Origin of the sequence: Bradyrhizobium sp. RP6 (genome assembly GCF_003837805.1) — a bacterium.
GTDB lineage: Bacteria > Pseudomonadota > Alphaproteobacteria > Rhizobiales > Xanthobacteraceae > Bradyrhizobium.
The window spans coordinates 17,749-40,723 of record NZ_RQIT01000036.1 but is presented as its reverse complement, the minus strand read 5'-3'; the positions used below and the strand labels follow the sequence as shown (position 1 = coordinate 40,723).

23 protein-coding genes and 2 pseudogenes are annotated in these 22,975 nt (G+C 64.8%); 8 read left to right on the top strand and 17 right to left on the bottom strand.

What is annotated here, in order from left to right:
• The 7 genes and pseudogenes from EHH60_RS37895 to EHH60_RS35225 all read right to left on the bottom strand — a co-directional run.
• A pseudogene (locus EHH60_RS37895) lies at positions 1-235 on the bottom strand (OmpA family protein); the annotation flags it as partial.
• A 186-nt stretch (positions 236-421) separates the two neighbouring features.
• Complete coding sequence (locus tag EHH60_RS38375) at positions 422-661, bottom strand: hypothetical protein (RefSeq protein WP_124163799.1); 240 nt, start codon at positions 659-661, stop codon at positions 422-424.
• Entirely contained in the window at positions 661-1,146 is a 486-nt protein-coding gene (locus EHH60_RS35245; protein WP_124163798.1) for a pyridoxamine 5'-phosphate oxidase family protein, read from the bottom strand. The genes EHH60_RS38375 and EHH60_RS35245 overlap by 1 nt, the downstream gene beginning before the upstream one ends.
• Positions 1,147-1,211: 65 nt before the next feature.
• The gene (locus EHH60_RS35240) at positions 1,212-1,598 is read right to left on the bottom strand and encodes a VOC family protein (RefSeq protein WP_124163797.1); all 387 of its coding nucleotides are present in this window, start codon (positions 1,596-1,598) and stop codon (positions 1,212-1,214) included.
• A gap of 206 nt (positions 1,599-1,804) precedes the next feature.
• Positions 1,805-3,763 (bottom strand): ABC transporter ATP-binding protein/permease, encoded by a 1,959-nt coding sequence (locus tag EHH60_RS35235; RefSeq protein WP_124163796.1) that lies wholly within the window; start codon positions 3,761-3,763, stop codon positions 1,805-1,807.
• Positions 3,764-3,817: 54 nt separating this feature from the next.
• The gene (locus EHH60_RS35230) at positions 3,818-5,971 is read right to left on the bottom strand and encodes a hybrid sensor histidine kinase/response regulator family protein (protein WP_124163795.1); all 2,154 of its coding nucleotides are present in this window, start codon (positions 5,969-5,971) and stop codon (positions 3,818-3,820) included.
• A gap of 201 nt (positions 5,972-6,172) precedes the next feature.
• Entirely contained in the window at positions 6,173-7,048 is an 876-nt protein-coding gene (locus tag EHH60_RS35225) for a GMC family oxidoreductase (RefSeq protein WP_283811882.1), read from the bottom strand.
• Here EHH60_RS35225 and EHH60_RS35220 point away from each other — a divergent pair.
• Positions 6,976-7,590, top strand: coding sequence for a GAF domain-containing protein (locus EHH60_RS35220; RefSeq protein ID WP_283811881.1), 615 nt, complete (start codon positions 6,976-6,978; stop codon positions 7,588-7,590). The genes EHH60_RS35225 and EHH60_RS35220 overlap by 73 nt on opposite strands.
• Positions 7,591-7,719: 129 nt before the next feature.
• Here EHH60_RS35220 and EHH60_RS35215 read toward each other — a convergent pair whose 3' ends face one another.
• The 6 genes and pseudogenes from EHH60_RS35215 to EHH60_RS38370 all read right to left on the bottom strand — a co-directional run.
• Positions 7,720-8,502, bottom strand: a complete 783-nt coding sequence (locus tag EHH60_RS35215; RefSeq protein ID WP_124163794.1) for a succinate dehydrogenase iron-sulfur subunit — start codon at positions 8,500-8,502, stop codon at positions 7,720-7,722.
• A gap of 137 nt (positions 8,503-8,639) precedes the next feature.
• Positions 8,640-10,490: a succinate dehydrogenase flavoprotein subunit gene (gene sdhA / locus EHH60_RS35210; protein ID WP_124163793.1), complete on the bottom strand. Its 1,851-nt coding sequence runs from the start codon at positions 10,488-10,490 to the stop codon at positions 8,640-8,642.
• Positions 10,491-10,493: 3 nt separating this feature from the next.
• Positions 10,494-10,868 carry a succinate dehydrogenase, hydrophobic membrane anchor protein gene (gene sdhD, locus EHH60_RS35205; RefSeq protein ID WP_199752446.1) on the bottom strand — a complete coding sequence of 125 codons (375 nt, stop codon included), beginning with the start codon at positions 10,866-10,868 and terminating at the stop codon, positions 10,494-10,496.
• A gap of 38 nt (positions 10,869-10,906) precedes the next feature.
• On the bottom strand, positions 10,907-11,305 hold the full coding sequence (gene sdhC, locus EHH60_RS35200) for a succinate dehydrogenase, cytochrome b556 subunit (protein ID WP_124163791.1): 399 nt from the start codon (positions 11,303-11,305) through the stop codon (positions 10,907-10,909).
• 405 nt (positions 11,306-11,710) lie between these two features.
• Positions 11,711-12,427, bottom strand: a complete 717-nt coding sequence (locus EHH60_RS35195; protein ID WP_245454674.1) for a substrate binding domain-containing protein — start codon at positions 12,425-12,427, stop codon at positions 11,711-11,713.
• Between the two features lie 12 nt (positions 12,428-12,439).
• Positions 12,440-12,598: pseudogene (locus tag EHH60_RS38370) on the bottom strand (helix-turn-helix domain-containing protein); the annotation flags it as partial.
• 123 nt (positions 12,599-12,721) lie between these two features.
• On the opposite strand from EHH60_RS38370, the gene EHH60_RS35190 reads away from it, so the two are divergent.
• Both EHH60_RS35190 and EHH60_RS35185 read left to right on the top strand, forming a co-directional pair.
• Positions 12,722-12,988: a hypothetical protein gene (locus EHH60_RS35190; protein WP_199752448.1), complete on the top strand. Its 267-nt coding sequence runs from the start codon at positions 12,722-12,724 to the stop codon at positions 12,986-12,988.
• Positions 12,985-13,842 carry a sulfite exporter TauE/SafE family protein gene (locus EHH60_RS35185; protein ID WP_199752438.1) on the top strand — a complete coding sequence of 286 codons (858 nt, stop codon included), beginning with the start codon at positions 12,985-12,987 and terminating at the stop codon, positions 13,840-13,842. Before EHH60_RS35190 ends, EHH60_RS35185 begins: the two co-directional genes overlap by 4 nt.
• Positions 13,843-13,994: 152 nt before the next feature.
• Here the strand turns inward: EHH60_RS35185 and EHH60_RS35180 are convergent, their stop codons facing one another.
• Positions 13,995-15,524, bottom strand: coding sequence for a malonate--CoA ligase (locus tag EHH60_RS35180; protein WP_124163788.1), 1,530 nt, complete (start codon positions 15,522-15,524; stop codon positions 13,995-13,997).
• A gap of 86 nt (positions 15,525-15,610) precedes the next feature.
• On the opposite strand from EHH60_RS35180, the gene EHH60_RS35175 reads away from it, so the two are divergent.
• The 4 genes from EHH60_RS35175 (at position 15,611) to EHH60_RS35160 (ending at position 18,927) form a co-directional block, all read left to right on the top strand.
• The gene (locus EHH60_RS35175) at positions 15,611-16,372 is read left to right on the top strand and encodes an SDR family oxidoreductase (RefSeq protein ID WP_124163787.1); all 762 of its coding nucleotides are present in this window, start codon (positions 15,611-15,613) and stop codon (positions 16,370-16,372) included.
• A gap of 394 nt (positions 16,373-16,766) precedes the next feature.
• Entirely contained in the window at positions 16,767-17,321 is a 555-nt protein-coding gene (locus EHH60_RS35170; RefSeq protein ID WP_124163786.1) for a fasciclin domain-containing protein, read from the top strand.
• Positions 17,322-17,504: 183 nt separating this feature from the next.
• A complete protein-coding gene (locus tag EHH60_RS35165) occupies positions 17,505-18,134 on the top strand; it encodes a cytochrome b/b6 domain-containing protein (protein ID WP_124163785.1) in 630 nt (209 codons plus the stop codon).
• A gap of 10 nt (positions 18,135-18,144) precedes the next feature.
• The gene (locus EHH60_RS35160; protein WP_124163784.1) at positions 18,145-18,927 is read left to right on the top strand and encodes a molybdopterin-binding protein; all 783 of its coding nucleotides are present in this window, start codon (positions 18,145-18,147) and stop codon (positions 18,925-18,927) included.
• A gap of 47 nt (positions 18,928-18,974) precedes the next feature.
• Here EHH60_RS35160 and EHH60_RS35155 read toward each other — a convergent pair whose 3' ends face one another.
• The gene (locus EHH60_RS35155) at positions 18,975-20,174 is read right to left on the bottom strand and encodes a YbfB/YjiJ family MFS transporter (RefSeq protein ID WP_124163783.1); all 1,200 of its coding nucleotides are present in this window, start codon (positions 20,172-20,174) and stop codon (positions 18,975-18,977) included.
• Between the two features lie 218 nt (positions 20,175-20,392).
• Here EHH60_RS35155 and leuB point away from each other — a divergent pair, with 218 nt between their 5' ends.
• Positions 20,393-21,505, top strand: coding sequence for a 3-isopropylmalate dehydrogenase (leuB, locus tag EHH60_RS35150; protein WP_124163782.1), 1,113 nt, complete (start codon positions 20,393-20,395; stop codon positions 21,503-21,505).
• A 112-nt stretch (positions 21,506-21,617) separates the two neighbouring features.
• Here leuB and EHH60_RS35145 read toward each other — a convergent pair whose 3' ends face one another.
• A complete protein-coding gene (locus EHH60_RS35145; RefSeq protein ID WP_124163781.1) occupies positions 21,618-22,004 on the bottom strand; it encodes a hypothetical protein in 387 nt (128 codons plus the stop codon).
• Positions 22,005-22,160: 156 nt separating this feature from the next.
• A complete protein-coding gene (locus tag EHH60_RS35140) occupies positions 22,161-22,955 on the bottom strand; it encodes a hypothetical protein (protein WP_124163780.1) in 795 nt (264 codons plus the stop codon).
• Between the last annotated feature and the right edge of the window lie 20 nt (positions 22,956-22,975).

The window sequence follows — 22,975 nt, the reverse complement described above, 5'->3', positions numbered from 1 at the left end:
GGTGGGGCGGTGCTGCCGCGGGCGGCGGCGCCGCCGGACGCGCGGGTGCTGCAGGCGGAGCGGCCGCAGGCGGTCCCTTCGGCGGCTGCTTCGGTTTTCCGTCAGGACCCGTGTCTTGAGGCTGGGCCTGAGCGACCACGAGCGGCGAAGCGCCTTGCGCATGCGATGCGGTGTTTGCCAATTGCATCGCGGTCAGAGCCGTCGTCGCAAGCAGCACGAAACGAAGGTTGGTCATGGTGGTGAACTTCCCCGGAAGGTTCTTTGACGAAGTGTTGTGATCAACAGCTACGCGTTAGGCCGCATTGTGGCGGGATATGCGATCGCAGCTCGATTTATTTCTGTACGCAGATCATCTCACTATGGCGATGTTCATTGCGCATTCAGATGCTGGTTGCAATCGCCTTACATGTGATTGGAGAGATCATGCGTGATCCCGCGGCATTGCATCTGTCGCAGGATTCGGAGTGAGCGGCCCATTCGGTCCGCGCGATGGAATCTCTTCGGGCATGCGGCCCGGCAATTCGTCGGGGCGCGGTGATTCGCCTGGCTCACGAACCGGCGGTGTGATCTCAGGTTGCGGATTGCCAGGGGGAATTCCGGGCGGCGGCTCTGTTGGCGTCCCTGGTGTCGACGGCGGAATCTCGGGCGGTTCAATCGGCATCACATCGAGACCTTGCGGTTCTCACCGATATCGGGACGTGTGTTCGTGACGGCTGCGGCTGCCATCTTCACGTAGGAGATCACCGTCCCCGGCGAGTCCCAGAATTCGGCGTCGTCAGGCGTGACCTTGAGCACGCGGATGTTGGGATCTTCCGCAGAGTCCCACCACGCTTTGGCCGGCGTCGAGAACAGCTCCTTGATCTTGGCACGGTCGTTGGAGACGACGGCAGTGCCGGTCAGCGACACATATTTCTGGCTGCCGGCATCCGCGAACGACAGGTTGATGGACGGGTTGCGCGCGATTTCCTCATCCTTGTGACGCCGAGCATCGGTGAGGAAAAAAATCGTGTTCGCTTCGCGGTCGAGACAGGCGCTCATCGGCCTCGCGCGGAGCTTGTCACCGTCGCGCGTGACCAGCATCGCGAAGCCGATTTTCTGCATCAGACCCCAGACGCGATCGACGTCGCCGGCATTGTCGTTGGCCATGTCGTGCTCCTTTTCGCAAGGAACGATAACGGCCTGCCCGGAACGATGTTCCTGTCGAATCTTTCCTATTCCGGCTCGTGGCAAACGGCCTCGATATTGTGACCGTCAGGGTCGAGCACGAACGCGCCGTAGTAGTTCGGGTGGTAATGCGGGCGAATGCCGGGCGAACCGTTGTCGCAACCGCCGGCCGCGATTGCGGCCTTGTAGAAGGCGTCGACCGTGGCACGGTCCTTGGCGCGAATGGCGACATGCACCGGCTTGTTCATGGCGCCTTCGCCGCCGATCCAGAAATCGGGCTTGCCCTCGGCGCCGAAGCCTGCGGCGGAAGCGTGCCCGGTCTGCTCTGCCGTGACCTCCATGATCAGGCTGTAGCCGAGCGGCGCCAGCGCCGTCGTGTAGAAGGCTTTCGCGCGTTCATAGTCGGAGACCGAGATACCCAGATGGTCGATCATCGCAACCTCCCTTGTTCGTCCCTGTCAGCATGACAGCAGTGTATTGCTTCGGGTCATGCCAAGCCAAAGGCCCTCATTGCCAGCGGCGCATGCATAACCGGTTTTGAGGAGGGCTCCAACGCTCGATGCGGGCAACAGATCGCCCGGTCGCCCCGGATCGGTGCGCGCTTAGAGCGTGCCTGTCCGGGACGACGAAGAGAGAAAACTCACGCCGCCTTTTTCGGCGGCGCCTTGCGCTGGCGCAGGAAGCGGCCGAGCAGCTTGCGCTTGCCATTGCGCGGAATCAGATCGATGTCGCTGACGAGCTTGGCGCCGCCCTTGCGCCGCTCCAGCACGATCTTGCGGCTGTGGAAGGCCTCCAGCTCGGCGCGATGTGCGACGCTGACGATCGTCGCCTTCGGCAGCTCGTCGGTGATCATCTTCATCATCTTGTCCTGGCTCTTCTCGTCGAGCGCCGAGGTCGCCTCATCGAGCACGACGATGTCGGGATTGTGCAGCAGCAGCCGCGCGAAGGCGAGGCGCTGCTTCTCGCCGCCGGACAGCGTCTGGTCCCAAGGTCCTTCCTCCTCGATCTTCTCCTTGAGATGATCGAGGCCGACCTTGTGCAGGGCGTTGCCGATCTCATCCACCGTCCAGTGGTCGGCGGCGCCGGGATAGGCGACAGCGCGGCGCAGAGACCCCGAAGGCACGTAAGGCCGCTGCGGCAGCATGAACAGGCGGCGGTCGGCATGGAAGTTGACGCCGCCGCCGCCCCATGGCCACAGGCCTGCGATGGCGCGCACCAGCGTGCTCTTGCCGGTGCCGGATTCGCCGGCGACCAGCAGCCGCTCGCCGGGGTCGATCACGACCTCGGTCTCGCCGACCACGGCGGTGCCGTCGTCGAGCGTGACGGAGAGGTCCCTCAGCTCCAGCATGGCGTCATTGCGCGTCTCGCCGCGCTTGATGCGGCCAAGGCCATCGCCCTGCTCGGCGCGTTCGAGACCGTCGAGCGACATCATCAGCGAGGCGATGCGGCGCGCACAGGCGTTCCAGTCGGCCAGCCGCGGATAATTGTCGACCAGCCAGCCGAACGCGCTCTGCACGATGGTGAAGGCGGAGGCCGCCTGCATCACCTGTCCGAGCGTCATGCTGCCGTCGAGGAATTTTGGCGCGCACAGCAGCAGCGGCACCACCGGCGCGACCAGGCTCGATCCCTGCGACACCAGCGTGGTGCGCATGTGCTGGCCGGCGAGTCGCGCCCATTGCCGCAGCACGCGGGTCAAATTGCGGTCGATTCCGTCGCGCTCTTCCTGTTCCCCGCCGAGCAGCGCGATGCTCTCGCCGTTCTCACGCACGCGCGTCAGCGTGTGGCGGAAATCGGCTTCGGCCCGGTTCTTGTCCTCGGAGACCTGGACGAAGCGCCGACCGATCACCAGGATCGAGCTCGACGCAATCGCTGCGTACAGGATCGCGGCGATCACGAGGAAGCCGGGGATGGTGATGGCCGAGCCGCCAAGCGTGACGGTGAGCGCGCCGCCGATGGTCCAGAGCACGACGATGAAAGTTACGGCCGACAGCAGCGCGGACGTCACGCCGGCGAGGAAATCGACCGGAGAGTCGGTCGCAATCCGCAGATCCTCGGCGATCCGGTATTCGGGATTGTCGTGGTCTCCGCCGACGAGGTTGAGCTGGTAGTAACGGCCGTTCTTGAGCCAACGGGTCAGCACGCTCGCCGTGAGCCAGGCCCGCCAGCGCCGCTGGATGCCCATGCGCGCGAACACCTGCGCCACTGCGAGCACGATGCTGCCGATCGCGAGAGGGAAGAACACGACCGTGAGATGGAAGACACTCGCCGCATCGCGCTTCTCGATAGCGTCGAAGATCGCGCGATTCCAGACATTGATGCCGTATTGGAAGCCGACCGTCAGTACGATCAGCAGGCCGAGACCGATCGAAAGCGGCCAGGCGAGGCGGTCGCCCTTGCGGCCCCAAAAGCCGCGAGCGCTGATCCAGAACCGCGTCAGCAGATAATCCTTGCGGGCCTGCTCGGCTTCCTCGGGGGTGAGTTCGGGGTCGGGTTCGAGCAGTTCGGGCGGGGGCGGTGCCACGTCATCGCCGTTCTCGCCTTTGATCTCCACAATGGGCGGCTTCTTGCCTTGTTCGCGCGTTGTGGCCGGCTTGTGCATGAGCGGACAACGCACAAGGAAATCAGTCGGTTCCCTTGGGTTCCGGCCGCCGTTTCACTCCGCGGCGCCGTCGCGGACGTGCCGCAGCTGCGCGGCCCGGTGCAGAACGTGCGACAATTCCTCGATCGAATAGGGCTTTTGCACGAGATCGCAGCCGGCCGCGCCCTGTTGTGACAGGGCTTGGCTGTAGCCCGTGGTCAGCACGACCGGCACGGCGATGCCGCGCTCGCGGATCGCCTGTACCAGATCGAGCCCGGTCATCCCTGGCATCACCACGTCCGAGAACACGACGTCGAAGCGATCCGCGCCCACGACGAGCTCGGCAAGTGCATCGGCGGCGTTGTCGACCAGCGTGATGCCGTAGCCGAGCTCGGTGAGGCCGTCGGCGGCGAAATTGGCAAGCTCGATATTGTCCTCGACCACCAGCACCGAAATGCCGGTGCCTGCCGCCGCCGGCGCAGTGTTGGGCGCCTCGCGCTGCGGCAGCAGCTCCGGCGGCACCCGCGGCAGATAGAGCGAGAAGGTGCTGCCGTGCCCCACCTCGCTCGTAACGGTCACTTCGCCGCCGGACTGCCGGGCGAAGCCGAACACCTGGGACAGGCCGAGTCCGGTGCCATGGCCGATCTGCTTGGTGGTGAAGAACGGTTCGAAGATGCGCCCGAGCCGTGCGGCGGGAATGCCGACACCGGTGTCGCTGACGGTGATGCGGACGAAGCCATGGCTTGCCATGGTCTGGTTGGCGGAATGCTGCGCCGGCGCGTCCGGAGCGGTCGTTGCGGCCTCGACCTCGAAGACGATCCTTCCTTTGCCCTGCATGGCATCGCGCGCGTTGGTCGCCATGTTGATCAGCGCGGTCTCGAACTGGCCGGCATCGGCATTGACGAGACACGGCTCCGCCGGCAGCTGCATGACGATCTCGATCCCTGGGCCCAGCAGCGTGGCGAGCATATCGTGCAGCGACTGCACCCGCGCACCGACGTCGAACAATTCGGGCTTCAGGGTCTGGCGCCGCGCGAAGGCGAGCAGCTGCGAGGTCAGCTTGGCCGCGCGCGCCACCGAATCCGCAATGGCCGTGATGTAGCGCTGTCGCCGCTCCTCCGTCAGCTGCGGCCGGTTCAAGAGGTCGACCGAGGCGCGGATCACGGTCAGGAGGTTGTTGAAGTCGTGCGCGACGCCGCCGGTGAGCTGCCCGAGCGCCTCCAGGCGCTGGCTGTGCTTGAGCGCCTCCTCGGCCTCGCGCCGCTTCGCAGCTTCCGCCTGAAGGTGCCGGGTGCGCCGCAATGCGAGCGCCAGCAACAGAAACAGAAGCGCGGTGGCGGGAACGCCGAACACCAGATGCTGTCCCATGGTAGCGAACCAGCGCGCGCGGATCGCCGAGGTCTCGAGCCCAGCGCTGACATAGATCGGATACTCGGCGACACGTCGGTAGGCGATGCGCCGCTCGATGCCGTCCGAGGGCCAGGCGACGGTGATGAGGCCGTGCTCGGGTTGAGCCGAGATCTTCTGGCCCAGCGGTCCGGCCGGATCGAGCCGAAGCTCGCGGTCGAGCCGGGGAAAATGGGCGAGCATCGCACCGTCGGTTCGTCCCATCGCGAAGAAGCTGCCGGGCTCGGATCCGATCCTGGTGTAGAAACTCTCGAAATATTCCGGCAGCACGGAGGCCTGGATCACGCCGATGAAGCGGCCGTCGTCGGACTCGCGTCGGCGGCTGACGCCAAAGAAGCGGGCGCCCTGATAGGGCGGGCGCGGCGTCAGCGCCGCGCCGATGAAACGGCCGATGCTCTGGTCGATGTGGGCATAAAAATATTCGCGATCGGCAAAACCGAGGTCCGGCGGCGGCGACGCAAGGCTGTTGACCAGCGCTTTTCCGTCCGCGTCGAAGATCCAGGCCGATTTGAGCTGGGGCAGCGCATTGGTCAGCCGCTTGAGGCGGCGATGCAGCTCCGGCTCCCGCGCGCGGATGACGTCGTCGGAAAGCCCGCGCACGACCTCGTTGAGCTCGGCAAGGCTGCGGTCGATGGTCTCGAACACCTTGAGCGCCTGCTCATGCGCGATGGCGACCGTGCGCTCGATCTCGCGGTCGGCGATATCGTTGGTCGATCTGTAGGAGATCGCGGCGGCAACGACAAATAGCGCAATCGGCAGCGCCAGGGATGCCGCCATCATCCACTGCAACAACCTCAGCGAATTGCGTTGCGCCCTTTGCACGGCTCCTGTCCCTGATCGCCAGCTTAACTGAGTTTCGCGCAAGGAAGGAAGCCGATTATCGATATAATCTATGGTTGCAATTCAATGAATCACGCGGCGGGATAGTCCCGCCGGTCCGGCGCGATAGCCCCTCGCAGCTCTGTTCGAGAGGGGCACGTCAGGTGAGGCGGCTTACAAGCCGCCGTTCGGGGAGACTGGCGGTCAGATATCGTGCTCGTCGCGCAGCGCGCGTGCCGCCTTCTCTCCGATGATGACGCAGGGCGCCATCGTGTTCCCGGTGGTGATCCGCGGCATCACCGAACCGTCGGCGATGCGAAGCCGGTCGATGCCGTAGACCTTGAGCTTGCCATCGACCACGGACATTGCGTCACGCCCCATCTTCGCCGAGCATATCTGATGCCAGTAGGTCACCGCGGAGTCGCGCACGAAGCGTTCCATCTCAGCGCCACCGAGAGGGCCGGGCATCGACTCGCGCGCCACCAGCGGCTCGAAGGCGCGGGTATTGCCGAGCGCACGGCAGACATCGACGCAGGCGATCGCCGTCTTCACATCGTCAGGGTGCGACAGCATGTTGGCTTCGATCCGCGGCGTCGCAAGCGGCTCGGCGTTTCGGAGCCTGACCCTGCCTCGGCTCTTCGGCAAAGCGAGGCCGGCGAACATCATCCAGCCGTGGGCAGGCGCCCGGCTGGCCGTCTCGGGGCTCGGCACCGGAAACTCGACCTGGCAGAACAGCAGGTCGGGAGACTTGAGCGCGGAATCGGATTTCCAGTAGAGCGTCGCCCCATTGCCGGTGTTGCGCGGCGCGATCGGCTCGCGATATTCCCAGATGCATCCGAACGATACGTGATCCTGCAGGTTCTGCCCGACACCGGGCAGGTGCTGGACCACGGGTATACCAAACGTTCGAAGCTCGTTCTCGTCGCCGATGCCGGAGCGCATCAGCACGGACGGTGTCTGTATTGCACCGAGCGCGAGCACCACCTCCCTGGACGCGTTGATCCGCAATGTCCTGCCGTCACGCACCGCCTCGACGCCGACGGCCCTCCCGCGTTCGAGCAGGCCAGCGGCTTCTCGCACTCGAACGCTCTGGCCTCGTCGACACGCCGCCTGAAGATTCTTTCGATCGCCTGATCTGGCTGGCGGCACGCAGCCTTGATGCTCCCGTGGCACTGCTGACGATGCTGACTCCGACCCGACAATGGTTCAAGTCGCGCTATGGGCTCGACATGGTCGATACGCCGCGCGGCTGGGCGTTCTGCAACTACACCATTCTGCAGAAGGGTATCATGGTCGCCGAGAACCTCGCGACCGACTTGCGTTTTGCGGAGAATCCGGCGGTGAAGGGTGAGCTGGGGTTTCGGTTCTACGCTGGCAGCCCAGTGAGCGATCCCGACGGCTTTACCCTGGGGTCGCTCTGCGTGATCGACACTCGGCCACGCGTGCTGGACGAAACGCAGAAGCAGATCCTTGCCAATCTCGCCGCGCTCGCCTCGGACGAGATCAAGTTGCGCGCCACGGACCGCCAACTGCGCTGGGTAATCGAACGCGCGAATTCAAAACCTAGCGCGGCGGCAGCGTCACCCCCGCCTGGCACCAAGCATGTAGTGGAGCATCAATAAAGCGCGATGGGAATCGGGTGATCGACCTCGCGCTTGAATCATTGTTCGAGAACGAGCTTCGGTTCTGATTCGATCAGAACCGACAATGCTCCGGGCCGCAGACAGACGCGTCGTCGCTCACAGCGCCAATCAGATCTGGCGCTCGACCATCTTCAGCTTGAGCTCGGCGATGGCTTCCGCCGGGTTCAGTCCCTTCGGGCACGCCTTGGCGCAGTTCATGATGGTGTGGCAGCGGTAGAGGCGGAACGGGTCCTCGAGATTGTCGAGCCGCTCGCCGGTGGCCTCGTCGCGGGAATCGGAGACCCAGCGGTTGGCCTGGAGCAGCGCGGCGGGCCCGAGATAGCGCTCGCTGTTCCACCAATAGCTCGGGCATGAGGTCGAGCAGCAGGCGCAGAGGATGCACTCGTAGAGGCCATCGAGCTTCTCGCGGTCCTGGTGGCTCTGGCGCCATTCCTTCTGCGGCGTCGGCGAGGTCGTCTTCAGCCAGGGCTCGACCGAGGCGTACTGGGCGTAGAAATTGGTGAGATCCGGGACGAGGTCCTTCACCACCGGCTGGTGCGGCAGCGGATTGATCTTCACCGCGCCGTCCTTCACGTCGTGCATCGAGCGAGTGCAGGCCAGCGTGTTCTGGCCGTCGATGTTCATGGCGCAGGAGCCGCAGACGCCTTCACGGCAGGAGCGGCGGAAGGTCAGCGACGGGTCGATGTGGTTCTTGATCCAGATCAGGCCGTCCAGCACCATCGGACCGCAATCATTGGTGTCGACGTAGTAGGTGTCGACGCTCGGATTCTTGCCGTCATCCGGATTCCAGCGATAGACCTTGAACTCGCGGAGCTCGGTCGCCCCCGCGGGCTTCGGCCAGGTCTTGCCACCGGAAATCTTCGAGTTCTTCGGAAGTGCGAATTCAACCATAAGTCCTGCCTCTGGTTTTCCGCGTCATTGCCGGGCCTGACCCGGCGATCCATCCCTCTTTTCGAAAGATGGATGCGCGGGGCATCAGGTTTGAAGACGTCGCTTCGCGCCTTTTGCCCGCGCATGACGAGTCCTGATCAATACACGCGCGCCTTCGGCGGGATGTACTGCACGTCGTTGGTCATGGTGTAGTCGTGAACCGGGCGATACTCGATCCTGACCTTGCCGGCATCGTCCAGCCAGGCCAGCGTGTGCTTCATCCAGTTCTTGTCGTCGCGTTCGGAGAAGTCCTCGCGGGCATGGGCGCCGCGGCTCTCGGTGCGGTTGGCGGCCGAGTTCATCGTCACCACCGCCTGAGAGATCAGATTGTCGAATTCGAGCGTCTCGACGAGGTCCGAATTCCACACCAGCGAGCGGTCGGACACGGCGATGTCGGTAATGCCGCTGTGGACCTTCGCGATCAGGTTCTGGCCCTCGCTGAGGACTTCGCCGGTGCGGAACACCGCGCAATTGTTCTGCATCACATGCTGCATGCCTTCGCGCAGCTTCGCGGTCGGTGTGCCGCCGGAGGCGTAGCGGTAATGGTCGAGGCGGCCGAGCGCCATCTCGGCCGAGTTCGCCGGCAGCTCGGGCTGCTTGCCATTCGGCGTCAGCTTCTCGGCGAGGCGGAGCGCTGCGGCGCGGCCGAACACGACGAGGTCGATCAGCGAGTTGGACCCGAGGCGGTTGGCGCCGTGCACGGAGACGCAGGCCGCTTCGCCGATCGCCATCAGGCCGGGGATCACCGCGTTGTCGTCGCCGTCCTTCTTGGTCAGGACTTCGCCGTGATAGTTCGTGGGAATGCCGCCCATGTTGTAGTGCACCGTCGGCACGATCGGGATCGGCTCGCGCGTCACGTCGACATTGGCGAAGATCTTTGCGGATTCGGAGATGCCCGGCAGGCGCTCGGCCAGCACGGCGGGATCGAGATGGTCGAGATGTAGGAAGATGTGGTCCTTCTTCTTGCCGACGCCGCGTCCCTCGCGGATCTCGATCGTCATCGCGCGCGAGACCACGTCGCGCGAGGCGAGGTCCTTGGCCGACGGCGCATAGCGCTCCATAAAGCGCTCGCCCTCGGAGTTGACGAGATAGCCGCCCTCGCCGCGCGCGCCTTCGGTGACGAGGCAGCCCGAACCGTAGATGCCGGTCGGGTGGAACTGCACGAACTCCATGTCCTGCAGCGGCAGGCCGGCGCGCAGCACCATGCCGCCGCCGTCGCCGGTGCAGGTGTGCGCCGAGGTGCAGGAGGCGTAGGCGCGGCCGTAGCCGCCGGTCGCGAGGATCACGGTCTGGGCGCGGAAGCGGTGCAGCGTGCCGTCGTCGAGCTTGAGCGCGATGACGCCGCGACAGGTGCCCTGGTCGTCCATGATCAGGTCGATGGCGAAGAATTCGATGAAGAACTCGGCCGCGTGGCGCAGCGACTGGCCGTACATCGTGTGCAGCATCGCGTGGCCGGTGCGGTCGGCGGCGGCGCAGGTGCGCTGCGCCTGGCCCTTGCCGTAGTCCATGGTCATGCCGCCGAACGGGCGCTGGTAGATCTTGCCGTCCTCGGTGCGCGAGAACGGCACGCCCCAATGCTCGAGCTCGTAGACCGCCTCGGGCGCGTTGCGCACCATGTATTCGATCGCGTCCTGGTCGCCCAGCCAGTCCGACCCCTTCACGGTGTCGTACATGTGCCAGCGCCAGTCGTCCTTGTGCATGTTGCCGAGCGAGGCGGAGATGCCGCCCTGCGCCGCAACCGTGTGCGAGCGGGTCGGAAACACTTTTGTGATGCAGGCGGTGCGCAGTCCGGCCTCGCTGCAGCCGACCACCGCGCGCAGGCCGGCGCCGCCGGCACCGACCACGACGACGTCATAGGTGTGGTCTTCGATCGGATAGGCTTTGCCGTTGGTGGCGGGAGCGCCGTTGCCCGTGCCATTCGTTGTGGCGGCCGATGTTCCGGTAACCATGGGTTACACTCCGGAGGAAAGTTTCAGGATCGCGTAGGTCGAGGCGAGTGCCACGGCGATCGAGAAGAAGTTGTTGAGCATGATCGCGGTGAGCTTCAGCTTCTCGTTATGGACGTAGTCCTCGATCACCACCTGCATCCCGATCTTCATGTGCCAGGCGCTGGCGGCGATGAAGAGCAGGAGAATCACCGCGATGGGCAGCGAGCCGAGGATCTGCGCGGCGCCGGCCTGGTTGCGGCCGAGCAGCATCATCACGATGACCACGACCGGAATCATCAGCAGCGTCATGGCGACGCCGGTGATGCGCTGGCGCCAAAAATCGGAGGTGCCCGAATGCGCCGCACCGAGATTGCGGACGCGGCCGAGCGGGGTGCGCATGGATGGCGGCTTCGGAGAGCCGTGGGATTCGGTGTAGCTCATCGTCCGCCTCCGATTGCATAGGCGATGATCCAGATCAGCACCGTCAGCACGATGCCGCCGATCAGCGCGCCCCAGGTCAGGGCTTCGCGCTCGTTGGCCTTGAAGCCGTAGCCGAGGTCCCACACGAAATGCCGGATGCCGCTCAGCATATGGTGCATCAGCGCCCAGGTGTAGCCGAACACGATCAGGCGGCCGATGATGCTGCCGGTGAAGGCCTGGACATGGGCGTAGGCGGCTGGACCGGAGGCGGCTGCGATCAGCCACCAAGCCAGCAGCAGCGTTCCGGCGTAAAGTGCGATGCCGGTGGCACGGTGAACGATGGACAGCGCCATCGTCAGGGTCCAGCGATAGGTTTGGATGTGCGGCGAAAGCGGTCGTTCGATCCGTGCGGTCATGGGCGGCTTTTGATGTTTGTTGCGGCCCAGCATGGGGCGCGCGGGGATCGCGAAAGGTCGGCTCTATTTACGGAGTCGATTTGGCCTGCGCAATCACCAAATCGCCATAAATCGAACCTCGGTTCATCTCTACAGCCTTGATGAAACAAGTCCAATCAGCAGCTTGGTATACCAGGACCTCGGTCCGCCAACGAAGAAACGAATATTACTTCATAATATTGGCTGGAGCCGCGGCGCGTTGAAATTGCTATTGGAACACCTCTAAACGGACCCTGCCATCCAAACCGGGCAGAGATCGGCCAAAGACGTCGCCAGCCCTGTTCTCGCGACCGCCAACCGTCCTTCTCACCGTCCGATTTGATCCCGCGCGGATATGCGCCCCCTGCATTCCACCCGCCACAGAGATCACCGGCTGAGCGGATCGCTTCTGCGCCACCGCGCGACCAGGAAATCGATGAAGGCGCGAATCTTCGTCGAGCCTAGGCGCGACGGCTGATACAGCGCGTGCAGCGGCGCCGGCGCCGGCTCGTGCGCGCCCAACAGACGTCGCAGCCGTCCTTCCGCCAGCTGCCTCTCCACCTGCCATGACGGTACGCGGATGATTCCTGCGCCGTTCTCGGCGGCGGCGGCGAGCGCATCGAGACTGTTGATCCAGAGCCGTCCCGAGATGCGGACTCGCGTTCCGCCATTCGCCTCGCGGCCGAATCGCCAGGTTGCCGCACCCGGCGCGTCGGAAAACACCAGGCAATCATGTTGCGCCAGGTCCGCCGGCGTCTCCGGTTCGCCGCGGCGTGCGAGGTAATCTGGCGAGGCGCAGTGAATCATCTGCACCTCCGCGAGCTTTCGCATCACCAGTTGCGAATCCGGCATGCGCCCGACGCGAAGCGCCAGGTGGACGTCCTCCTCGATCAAATCGACGTTGCGATCGACCAACAGCAGGTCCACGGAGAGGGATGGATAGGCGCGCAGGAAGTCGCCGAGCAGCGGCGCGATCAGCAGACGTCCCATCAATGTCGGCGCGCTGACCCGAAGCCGTCCCGACGGCTCGCGGCGATTTCCGGCCAGCCCCTCCTCGATCTCCCTGAGCTCGCCCAGGATCGATTTGGCGCGCTCGTAGAGCATGCGCCCATCCTCCGTGAGCGCGAGCTGTCGCGTCGTCCGCATCAAGAGGCGCGTGCCGAAATGCCGCTCGAGCGCGGAAATCTGCCGGCTCACCGACGTCAGCGAGCTCGGCAATGATCGCGCCGCCGCCGACAGGCTGCCGGCGTCCACGGCCCGCACAAAGGTCGCCATCGCCGCAATCTGGTCCATCGCCATCCTTCCGCATTTCGCAAGGAAGTATCCCGGTTGCGAGAGATATCGCCGCAAAACGGGAGAGTCTAATTTTGCCAGATACCAAGCAGTTGGGGACCAACCATGCCCACCCATGTCAGTCTGACGTCCATCCCCCATCGGCGCACCGCGCGCGGCCTCCATACCGTCCTGCCTGGCGACCTGTTTCCGTTGCTGGTGTTCTCGCTGGTCGGCGTCGCCATCGACGGTCTCGCGGCGCTTGGTACTTATGATCCGCAAGGCCCAGGCTTCGCGGGCCTCCTTCTGGTCATCGCCGCGCCCGTCCTCGGCGCTGCCGCAGCCGTCTGTGCCACCCATCCGCGAGAACTGCCGACGGATCGCTGCCGATGAACGGCCTCGAGGTCTTCGACGTCGTCGAGCTCGTGCTGCTGCTGATCGCAACCGGCGCGCTCTCGGGATTTCTGGCCGGCGTGTTCGGCATCGGCGGCGGCGCGATTTTGGTGCCGGTGTTCTACGAGTGCTTCCGCATCGCCGGCGTGCCGCTCGAGGTGCGCATGCCGCTGTGCGTCGGCACCTCGCTGGCGGTGATCATCCCGACCTCGATCCGCTCGTTCCAGGCGCATTACAAGCGCGGCGCGGTCGACATGAGCATCCTGCGCGTCTGGTGGCTGCCGATCCTGATCGGCGTTATCGCCGGCAGCGTAATCGCGCGCTTCGCACCGGAGCGGCTGTTCAAGATCGTGTTCGTCGCGGTCGCCTGGTCAGCCGCGGTCCGGCTGATCTTCGCGCGTGAGACCTGGAAGCTCGGCGATGATCTGCCGAAGGGCCCGTTGATGCGCGTCTACGGCTTCTGCGTCGGCATTCTCTCGACCCTAATGGGCATCGGAGGCGGCCTGTTCTCGAACCTCTTGATGACCTTCTATAGCCGTCCGATCCATCAGGCCGTTGCGACCTCGTCCGCGCTCGCGGTGCTGATCTCGATCCCCGGCGCGCTCGGCTACATCTATGCCGGCTGGCCCGCCGCGGCGAACTATCCGGGCGTCGCAGCGCTGCAAGTGCCATTCGCGCTCGGCTACGTCTCGCTGATCGGCGCCGTGCTGGTGATGCCGATGAGTCTCGTCACCGCACCGCTCGGCGTGAAAGCCGCGCATGCGATGTCGAAGCGCACGCTGGAAGTGGCGTTCGGGTGTTATCTGTTGATCGTGGGCAGCCGGTTTGTGCTGAGCTTGGTAGGCGGGCTGTAGCCGTTGCACCCTCCGTCATTGCGAGCGCAGCGACTTGTCCGCCGAAGCCTTTCGGCGAAGGCGGAAGCAATCCAGAATCTTTCCGCGGAGGCAGTCTGGATTGTTTCGTCGCAAGGGCTCCTCGCAATGACGAAGGCGAGAGCGTGCGCGCCTCACTTCTTCGCGTAGATGTCCTTGTACGTCTCGCGCAAGATGTTCTTCTGCACCTTGCCCATGGTGTTGCGCGGCAGCTCGTCGACGACGAAGACGCGCTTCGGCATCTTGAATTTCGCAAGGCGTCCGTCCAGGCCCTTCAGCACGGTCGCTTCATCGATGCTCGCGCCGGGCTGGCGCACCAGCACCGCCGTCACACCCTCGCCGAAATCGGCATGCGGCACCCCGATCACGGCGGACTCCACCACGCCGGGCATGGCGTCGATCTCGCTTTCGATCTCCTTCGGGTACACGTTGAAGCCGCCGGAGATCACCAGATCCTTGCCGCGGCCGAGGATGTGCACGTAGCCCTTGGCGTCGATCTTGCCGAGGTCGCCGGTGATGAAGAAGCCGTCGGGCCGGAATTCGGACTTGGTCTTCTCCGGCATGCGCCAATAGCCCTTGAACACGTTCGGGCCTTTCACCTCGATCATGCCGATCTCCTCGCGCGGCAATTCCTTGCCGGTCTCGGGATCGGTCACGCGCACCGAAACGCCGGGGAGCGGAAAGCCGACTGCGCCGGGCACGCGCTCGCCGTCGTAGGGGTTGGACGTGTTCATGTTGGTTTCGGTCATGCCGTAGCGCTCGAGCACCGCATGGCCCGTGCGCGCCGACCATTCGCGATGGGTGTCGGCGAGCAGCGGCGCCGAGCCCGAGATGAACAGCCTCATGTGGCTGGTGGTCTCCTTCGACAGCGCGGGATTCTGCAGCAGGCGCGTGTAAAAGGTCGGCACGCCCATCAGCACCGTCGCGCGCGCCATCAGCTTGATGATCAGATCAGGATCGAGCTTCGGCAGGAAGACCATCGAGGCGCGGGCGAACAGCGTCACGTTCGTCGCCACGAACAGGCCATGGGTATGGTAGATCGGCAGCGCATGGATCAGCACGTCCTTGTCGGTGAAGCGCCAGTAGTCCACCAGGCTCAGCGAGTTCGACGCGAGATTGTCGTGCGTCAGCATCGCTCCCTTGGAGCGGCCGGTGGTGCCCGACGTGTAGAGGATCGCGGCGAGATCGTCGCTCGCACGCGGAACGGTCGTGAACTCGGGGCTCGCCTTGTCGGCGGCCTCCGTCAGCGAGCCCTTGCCGTCGGGCCCGAGCGTCTCGACCGTGGCCTTCACCTTCGCCGCAATGGGGGCGAGGCCTTCCGCCTTGGAGGGATCGCAGACCACGAGCGACGGCTCGGCATCGCTGATGAAGTAATCGAGCTCATTCAGCGTATAGGCCGTATTAAGCGGCAGATAGACCGCGCCGGCCCGCACCGTCCCGAGATAGAGCACGATATTGGCGACGGACTTTTCCACCTGCACCGCGACGCGGTCTCCGGGCTTCACGCCGCGGGCGACCAGCACGTTCGCCATCTGGCCCGCGCGTGCGATCAGATCGCCATAGCTGATATGGGCGCCGTCATGCGTCTCGATCGCGAGCCGTTTCGAATCGTCCAGGCCGTCGAACAGGCGGGAAAACAGGTTGGCGTTGGCAGCTTGGTTCATGCAACATTCCTCGCCGGCAGAGGCCGGTCAAAACCGAGGGCTGGATTAGCAAGAACCGCCCCGCAGAAGCAACGGAGACAGTTTGCATGTCAAAAAACGGGAAACGCGTGGCCTGGGTCACGGGCGGCGGCAGCGGGATCGGGGAAGCCGGCGCCGAGGCGTTGGCGGCCGAGGGCTGGACGGTGGTGGTCTCGGGCCGCCGCAAGGATGCCCTGGATACCGTGGTTGCCAGGATCACCGGGGCGGGCGGAGCGGCTGAGGCCATCGCGCTCGACGTCTCCAATGCGGCCGAGGCTCAGAAGGCGGCCGATCAGATCGTCGCCAGGCACGGCCGCATCGACCTCCTCGTCAACAATGCCGGCGTCAATGTCCCCAAGCGGAGCTGGAACGACATGGAACTGGAGGGCTGGGACAAGCTGGTCCAGATCAATCTCAATGGCGTGCTCTATTGCATGCGCGCCGTGCTGCCGACGATGCGCAAGCAGCAGGACGGCTCGATCATCAACGTCTCGTCCTGGGCCGGTCGCCATGTCTCGAAGATGCCGGGCCCGGCCTACACCACGACCAAGCACGCGGTGCTGGCGCTGACCCATTCCTTCAACATGGACGAATGCGTGAACGGCCTGCGCGCCTGTTGCCTGATGCCGGGCGAGGTGGCGACTCCGATCCTGAAGTTGCGCCCGGTGGTGCCGAGCGAGGAAGAGCAGGCGAAGATGCTGCAACCCGAGGATCTCGGCCGCACCATCGCCTTCATCGCCAGCATGCCGCCGCGTGTCTGCATCAATGAGCTCTTGATCAGCCCGACGCATAATCGCGGCTTCATCCAGACGCCGAACAACAGGGATTGAAGCGCGCCCATCGCGCCACATTCTCCGCCGTCGTTCCGGGGCGCGACGTAGTCGCGAACCCGGGACCCATAACCACAGGGAGAAATTGTCGTGCGCGACGGGTAACTCCGAGTCTTCGCCAAACCACTCCCTGCGGCTATGGATCCCGGATCTGCGCTTCGCTTCGCTGCGCTTGTCCGGGACCACGGCGGAGAGTGTGGCGCACACTCACCCCACGGACATCCCCCCACATAGTTTCAACCATCACAAAGAATTTTCCTTCGAAACCGCATCGCAAACCCTCCCGTAGTTCGGTCCAACGACGGCGCTGCTGCTTCACGCCAAGAGGTCGCAAGCACCGTTGTTGCCAACTCAACGCCGGCCACGCCGGTTACAATCCAATCGGGAGATCTCCATGTCGAAGCGCATTGCCTATCTCGCTGCTGCCGCCTTCAGCGCCCTGGCCATCACCGCGACCGCGGTCGCCCCTGTCCGCGCCGGGGATAAGACGGTCATGGTCGGGGGCGCCGCGATGTTCCCGTCGAAGAACATCGTCCAGAATGCGGTCAACTCCAAGGATCACACCACCCTGGTGGCGGCGGTGAAGGCGGCGGGCCTGGTGCCGACGCTGGAAAGCAAGGGTCCGTTCACGGTGTTCGCGCCGACCAACGCCGCCTTCGGCAAACTGCCGGCCGGCACCGTCGATAATCTGGTCAAGCCCGAGAACAAGGCGACGCTGACCAAGATTCTCACCTATCACGTCGTGCCGGGCAAGCTCGAAGCCTCCGATCTCACCGACGGCAAGAAACTGAAGACCGCCGAGGGCGAGGAACTGACCGTGAAGAAGCAGGCCGGCAAGGTCTGGATCGTCGATGCCAAGGGCGGCACCTCGATGGTGACGATCTCCAACGTCAACCAGTCGAACGGTGTGATCCATGTGGTCGACACCGTGCTGATGCCGGCGACGTAACACCGCGCGATCCTGTTTCTTCCCCCGAACAGGGTGCTTTGAGGACGGCGAGCCGGCGGTGCCCGGCTCGCTTTTTTGTGACCGCGATAAGCTCGCGGTATCGATTCGATGCCGGACAGGGCGTAACGAAAGCGGAAACTTCGGCGTATAATTGCTGTCAGAGATATTCAGGACGGAACCAGCATGGCGAGCCTCACAGTCACCGACGCGCACGTCAGGGTTACCAAGGCCAAAGTGATCCAGCCCGCCTGGGTGCGGATCATGCACTGGGTCAACGCGCTTGCCATGATCCTGATGATTCTGTCGGGCTGGCAGATCTACAATGCCTCGCCGCTGTTCGGCTTCAGCTTCCCGCGCGAATATACGCTCGGCGGCTGGCTCGGCGGCGGTCTGCTCTGGCACTTCGCGGCGATGTGGTTGTTGATGATCAACGGTCTCGCCTATCTCGTCACCGGCTTCGTCACCGGCCGCTTCCGCAGGAAGCTGCTGCCGATCACGCCGTCCGGCGTGTTGCACGACGTCAGGGCGGTGCTGACCTTCAAGCTCGGCCATGACGACCTCACCGTCTACAATTACGTGCAGCGGCTGCTCTATGCCGGCATCATCGTGGTCGGCGTGCTGATCGTGCTCTCCGGACTTGGCATGTGGAAGCCGGTGCAGCTCTATTATCTGGTGATGCTGTTCGGCGACTACCCGACCGCGCGCTACGTGCACTTCTTCTGCATGGCCGCGATCTGCGCGTTCCTCGTCATTCACGTTCTGCTCGCGCTGCTGGTGCCGAAGAGCCTGCGCGCCATGATCATCGGTCGCTGAGGAGGAGACTATGGCAAAGCGCTCGTTCCTGATTCCCGGTGTCGACAAGCGGCTGCTGATCAAGGACTCCCTCAAGACGATGCCCGATGTCACCCGCCGCCGCTTCATCGCGGGCGGTGCCAGTCTCGGGGCGCTGACGCTGCTCACCGGCTGCGACGTCGTCGACTCGTCCTCGGCCGAAACCATGCTCGCCAAAGTCTCGAAGTTCAACGACGCCGTGCAGGCCTGGATGTTCAATCCGGACGCGCTGGCGCCGACCTTTCCCGAGAGCGCGATCACGAAGCCGTTTCCGTTCAACGCCTATTACGATCTCGACGACGCGCCCGATATCGACGGCGCCGACTGGAAGCTCGAGGTGCGCGGTCTCGTCGACAACAAGAAGTCCTGGACGCTGGACGAGCTCTACAAGCTGCCGCAGGTCACGCAGATCACCCGCCACATTTGCGTCGAGGGCTGGAGCGCGATCGGCAGCTGGACCGGTACGCCATTGCGGGATTTCCTCAGGCTGATCGGCGCCGACACCCGCGCCAAATATGTCTGGTTCCAGTGCGCCGACAAGGACGGCTACAACTCGCCGCTCGACATGCGCTCCGCGCTGCACCCGCAGACGCAGATGACGTTCAAATATGCGAGCGAGATTCTGCCGCGCGCCTACGGTTTCCCGATGAAGATCCGCGTGCCGACGAAGCTCGGCTTCAAGAACCCGAAATACGTGGTCTCGATGGAAGTCACCAACGACTACAAGGGCGGCTATTGGGAAGACCAGGGATACAATTCGTTCAGCGGGAGTTGACGCGAGCTCCGCTCCCGTAGGGTGGGTTACGCTGACGCTAACCCACCCTACGGCACCGATTGTTTGGCCGGCCCCACCTTCCGTTGGCACAACGCCGCCACGGCCCCGAGCGCCAATAGCGCCGCCGAGACATTCAGCGCGTAGCTCAAGCTCCCCAGCGCATCCGTGATTGCGCCGACCACGATCGGCCCGAGCGTCTGGCCGACGCCGAACGAGATCGTCATCGCGGCGATCGCGGTCGGCCACACCTCGGGTGGATAGTTGAAGCGCACGAACGCAGTGGTCGAGCCGACCACGGCGAAGAAGGCGACGCCGAACACGACGGCTGAGACCGCGAGCCAGGCCGGCGAATGTCCGAGCATCGGCAAGGCTGCGCCCAGCGCATTGGTGCCGAGGATGATGGCGGTGGCGAGCCCGCCGCGATCGAGCGCCAGCACGCCGCGCCAGGCCCAGGGCGTGACGAAAGCGGACAGACCGATCAGGCCCCAGAACGACGCTTGCGCCGCGGCCCCGCCACCGCCGTCGCGAACATAGGCGATCATGAAGGTCATGTAGGCGATGTAGCCGGCACCGAACAGGAAGTAGCCGGCGAGATAGACCAGCACCGGCAGGATCGCGAACGAGCCGGGACCGCCTTCCGAGAAGCGGACGCTGCTCTCGATGCGGATCAGGAACAGCGGGATCGTCATCGCGACCGATAGCAGCGTCAGCGCCCACCACACGATCCACCACGAGCCCGGCCCGAAATATTGCAGCGTGAACGGGGCGATCAGCCCGGAGGAGAGAATGCCGATGCCGGGCCCGGCGTAGAACAGGCTGAGCAGGAAATTGGCTCGCGCGGGCTGCGACTGCGCGATGATGGCGGCCAGTGCGCCGCCGGCGACGAAGCCGGCTGCGGCACCAAGACCCAGCACGAGACGCGCGAGACTCAGCGCGACGAAATTTCCCGTCAGGGCGCAAGTGGCGAGCGCGGCGACGCAGGCGAAGGTTCCGCCGCGGATGGCCGCCGCCCAGCCGACGCGCCGAATCAGGCGGGACGCGAGAAGCGCGCCGACGAGATAGCCGACCGCGTTGATGGTATTCATGAATCCGGCCGCCGAGTATGACCAGCCGAGGTCCTCCCGCATGTCGGGCAGCACCAGCGCATAGGCAAAGCGGCCGATGCCGAGCCCGACCGTCGCCGCAAGCGACAGGGTCAGGATCAGCCGCGCGGGATGCGGGTTCGGGGGACGGTCAGGCGCGTGCAAGGGGTCACTCCGGCGCGCGCAGTGTGGCAGGCCCCGCCCGCCTTGCACAGCCGCACCCCGGCAATGGTGTCTTGCCAAGCGCGCAACGCCGCTCTAGCACTCCGGCCGAAATTCAACCCCGCTTGTCATGCCCGGGCCTGATCCGGGCATCCATCTTTCAAGAAAGCTGGATTGCCGGGTCAAGCCCGGCAATGACGAGATAAACTGAGGACACGACGATGGCGACCCACAAACTGCTGCTGCTTCCCGGCGACGGTATCGGCCCGGAGGTGATGGGCGAGGTGAAGCGGCTGATCGACTGGCTCAATGCGGCCGGGATCGCCAAGTTCGAAACCGACACCGGCCTCGTCGGCGGCTCCGCCTATGACGCCCACAAGGTGTCGATCTCCGAGGGCGACATGGCCAAGGCGAAAGACGCCGACGCCGTGATCTTCGGCGCGGTCGGCGGCCCGAAATGGGATGCGGTTCCGTACGAGGTGCGCCCCGAAGCCGGTCTGCTCCGCCTGCGCAAGGATCTCGCCCTGTTCGCCAACCTGCGTCCCGCCGTGTGCTACCCGGCGCTGGCGGATGCTTCGAGCCTGAAGCGCGAGGCGGTCGAGGGGCTCGACATCATGATCGTGCGCGAGCTCACCGGCGGCGTCTATTTCGGCGAGCCCAAGACCATCACCGATCTCGGCAACGGCCAGAAGCGCGCCATCGATACCCAGATCTACGACACCTATGAGATCGAGCGCATCGGGCGCGTCGCCTTCGAGCTTGCCAGGAAGCGCAAGAACAAGGTGACCTCAATGGAGAAGCGCAACGTCATGAAGTCGGGCGTGCTCTGGAACGAGGTCATGACGGAGGTCCACAAGCGCGAATATCCCGACGTCACGCTCGAGCATCAGCTCGCCGATTCCGGCGGCATGATGCTGGTGAAGTGGCCGAAGCAGTTCGACGTCATCGTGACCGACAATCTGTTCGGCGACATGCTCTCCGACATCGCGGCGATGCTGACCGGATCGCTCGGCATGCTGCCGTCTGCTTCGCTCGGCGAGGTCGACGTCAAGACCAGGAAGCGCAAGGCGCTGTACGAGCCCGTGCACGGCTCGGCCCCTGATATCGCAGGCAAGGGCCTCGCCAATCCGATCGCGATGATCTCGTCCTTCGGCATGGCGCTGCGCTATTCCTTCGACATGGGCGATCTCGCCGACAAGGTCGACCAGGCCATCGCCGCCGTGCTCGCCAGCGGTCTGCGCACCGCCGACATCAAGTCGGAAGGCACCACGGCGGCCTCCACCACGCAGATGGGCGAAGCGATCCTGAAGGAATTGCAGAAGCTGCACGCGTAATCATAAGCCGTCATTCCGGGTTCGATGCTGCGCATCGCCCCGGAATGACGGTGCGAGAGAAACAAAAAAGGCCGGGCTCTCGCCCGGCCTTTTGATTCGTCGAGACGTCCGCTCAATACAGCGGGAAATTCTGCGGATAGCCGCCGACGTCCTGCGGCGGCGAGAGCGGCTGCCGGTCGATCGGGCGGTTGAGGTTCTCGCGGGCGAACGACGGATAGCCCACGGCCGGCGGGAAGGCGTAGTCGGTGAACTTGCGGTCGCCCGGATTGACCTCGGTGCCGCCGTCCAGCCAGGAGCGCTTGCTTACATAGATGCGGGTGCGGCCCTGCTGATAGACCGCGTTGGGGCCGCTCGGGCCGTAGATGGGCCGGCCGCGATCGTCATAGCGCTGCTTGGTCCTGGTGTCGGCCGAGGCCGGGGTCGCGAACGCGATGGCAATTGCGGCGCCCGCCGCAAGCAATGTCGCCAGTTTGTTCGCGGCAGAAAATTTCGAGCTCATCACGTCCCCTTCAGGCGGCAGGCCGCCAGTCGATTTCACCGCATACTAGCCCGGCGGGGGTGATCGCAACTAGGTCAATTGGGTCACACCAGCGGGGAATAATCGTGCGCATCGGCAAAAGTTGCATGCAAACCAGCCACTTGAGCTTGATGCCGATCAAAGCGCTCCGCGCAATTGCGCGTTCGCGGCGCCGAGCAGCCAGTCCACCGAGCCCGCGGGATCGCAGCCGCCGCGCTTCAGCTCGGCATGGGCGAACAATTCCGCCAGCCTAGGCTCGTTGCCCGAGGCCAGCAGCGTCAGCCGGTTCAGCGTGCAGGCGATCGCCGCGCGCCGGGCGGGCAGGCTGTCGCCCCGGCAGGAAAAGCCGGAGATCTGGAGCGCCGGCTCCTCACTGCGCTTGAGGTAGCCGAGGCACCCCTGCGCGCCTTCCGCTGTGCCGGTTGGCCGGAACAGGGCGACCGGGCCGAATTTGGTACCGATCAGGCCGGCCTGCTCGAGCGCGGTGGCCGCGCCCAAACCCATCTGGGCGGCGAGGTCCGCGGTCGCCGGACGTGTCACGTCGAATTCGGCGCCTTGGCGGTAGATTTCGAGCTCGGCCACGGGCTTGCCCGCGTCATCGGTCCAGCGCAGCACGTCCCTGCGGCCGCCTTCGGGGTGCCGGAGGATGGTGTAAGAGGCTGTTTTCTCGGAGGAATCGGGTCGGCTGACGGCGAAGGCCGGGTGCGAACGGCCGGCCACGCTCCAGCCCGGTTTCCCGGCCGGCTCGTTGTTGCGCAGGTCGGGCAGCTGGCCCAGCGCCGCGAGGGCGAGCATGGCAAACAGCGCGAGCGTCCCCACATAGGCGATCAGGCGCGCCAGCGTGCCGACGACCTCGTCGGCGAAGGCCAGCAGCGCCAGCTGGATGGCGGTCCGGGTAGGGCTAACGGCCGTGCTGGCCTCAGGCGACTGCATCCACGGCCTTCAGGCATGGT

Coding starts and splice junctions, on each gene's coding strand:
- EHH60_RS38375 (WP_124163799.1), bottom strand. CDS start 661: ATGCCGATTGAACCGCCCGAGATTCCGCCGTCGACACCAGGGACGCCA.
- EHH60_RS35245 (WP_124163798.1), bottom strand. CDS start 1,146: ATGGCCAACGACAATGCCGGCGACGTCGATCGCGTCTGGGGTCTGATG.
- EHH60_RS35240 (WP_124163797.1), bottom strand. CDS start 1,598: ATGATCGACCATCTGGGTATCTCGGTCTCCGACTATGAACGCGCGAAA.
- EHH60_RS35235 (WP_124163796.1), bottom strand. CDS start 3,763: ATGCACAAGCCGGCCACAACGCGCGAACAAGGCAAGAAGCCGCCCATT.
- EHH60_RS35220 (WP_283811881.1), top strand. CDS start 6,976: ATGTCCTGCCGTCACGCACCGCCTCGACGCCGACGGCCCTCCCGCGTT.
- EHH60_RS35215 (WP_124163794.1), bottom strand. CDS start 8,502: ATGGTTGAATTCGCACTTCCGAAGAACTCGAAGATTTCCGGTGGCAAG.
- sdhA (WP_124163793.1), bottom strand. CDS start 10,490: ATGGTTACCGGAACATCGGCCGCCACAACGAATGGCACGGGCAACGGC.
- sdhD (WP_199752446.1), bottom strand. CDS start 10,868: ATGCGCACCCCGCTCGGCCGCGTCCGCAATCTCGGTGCGGCGCATTCG.
- sdhC (WP_124163791.1), bottom strand. CDS start 11,305: ATGACCGCACGGATCGAACGACCGCTTTCGCCGCACATCCAAACCTAT.
- EHH60_RS35195 (WP_245454674.1), bottom strand. CDS start 12,427: ATGCTCTACGAGCGCGCCAAATCGATCCTGGGCGAGCTCAGGGAGATC.
- EHH60_RS35190 (WP_199752448.1), top strand. CDS start 12,722: ATGCCCACCCATGTCAGTCTGACGTCCATCCCCCATCGGCGCACCGCG.
- EHH60_RS35185 (WP_199752438.1), top strand. CDS start 12,985: ATGAACGGCCTCGAGGTCTTCGACGTCGTCGAGCTCGTGCTGCTGCTG.
- EHH60_RS35180 (WP_124163788.1), bottom strand. CDS start 15,524: ATGAACCAAGCTGCCAACGCCAACCTGTTTTCCCGCCTGTTCGACGGC.
- EHH60_RS35175 (WP_124163787.1), top strand. CDS start 15,611: ATGTCAAAAAACGGGAAACGCGTGGCCTGGGTCACGGGCGGCGGCAGC.
- EHH60_RS35170 (WP_124163786.1), top strand. CDS start 16,767: ATGTCGAAGCGCATTGCCTATCTCGCTGCTGCCGCCTTCAGCGCCCTG.
- EHH60_RS35165 (WP_124163785.1), top strand. CDS start 17,505: ATGGCGAGCCTCACAGTCACCGACGCGCACGTCAGGGTTACCAAGGCC.
- EHH60_RS35160 (WP_124163784.1), top strand. CDS start 18,145: ATGGCAAAGCGCTCGTTCCTGATTCCCGGTGTCGACAAGCGGCTGCTG.
- leuB (WP_124163782.1), top strand. CDS start 20,393: ATGGCGACCCACAAACTGCTGCTGCTTCCCGGCGACGGTATCGGCCCG.
- EHH60_RS35145 (WP_124163781.1), bottom strand. CDS start 22,004: ATGAGCTCGAAATTTTCTGCCGCGAACAAACTGGCGACATTGCTTGCG.
- EHH60_RS35140 (WP_124163780.1), bottom strand. CDS start 22,955: ATGCAGTCGCCTGAGGCCAGCACGGCCGTTAGCCCTACCCGGACCGCC.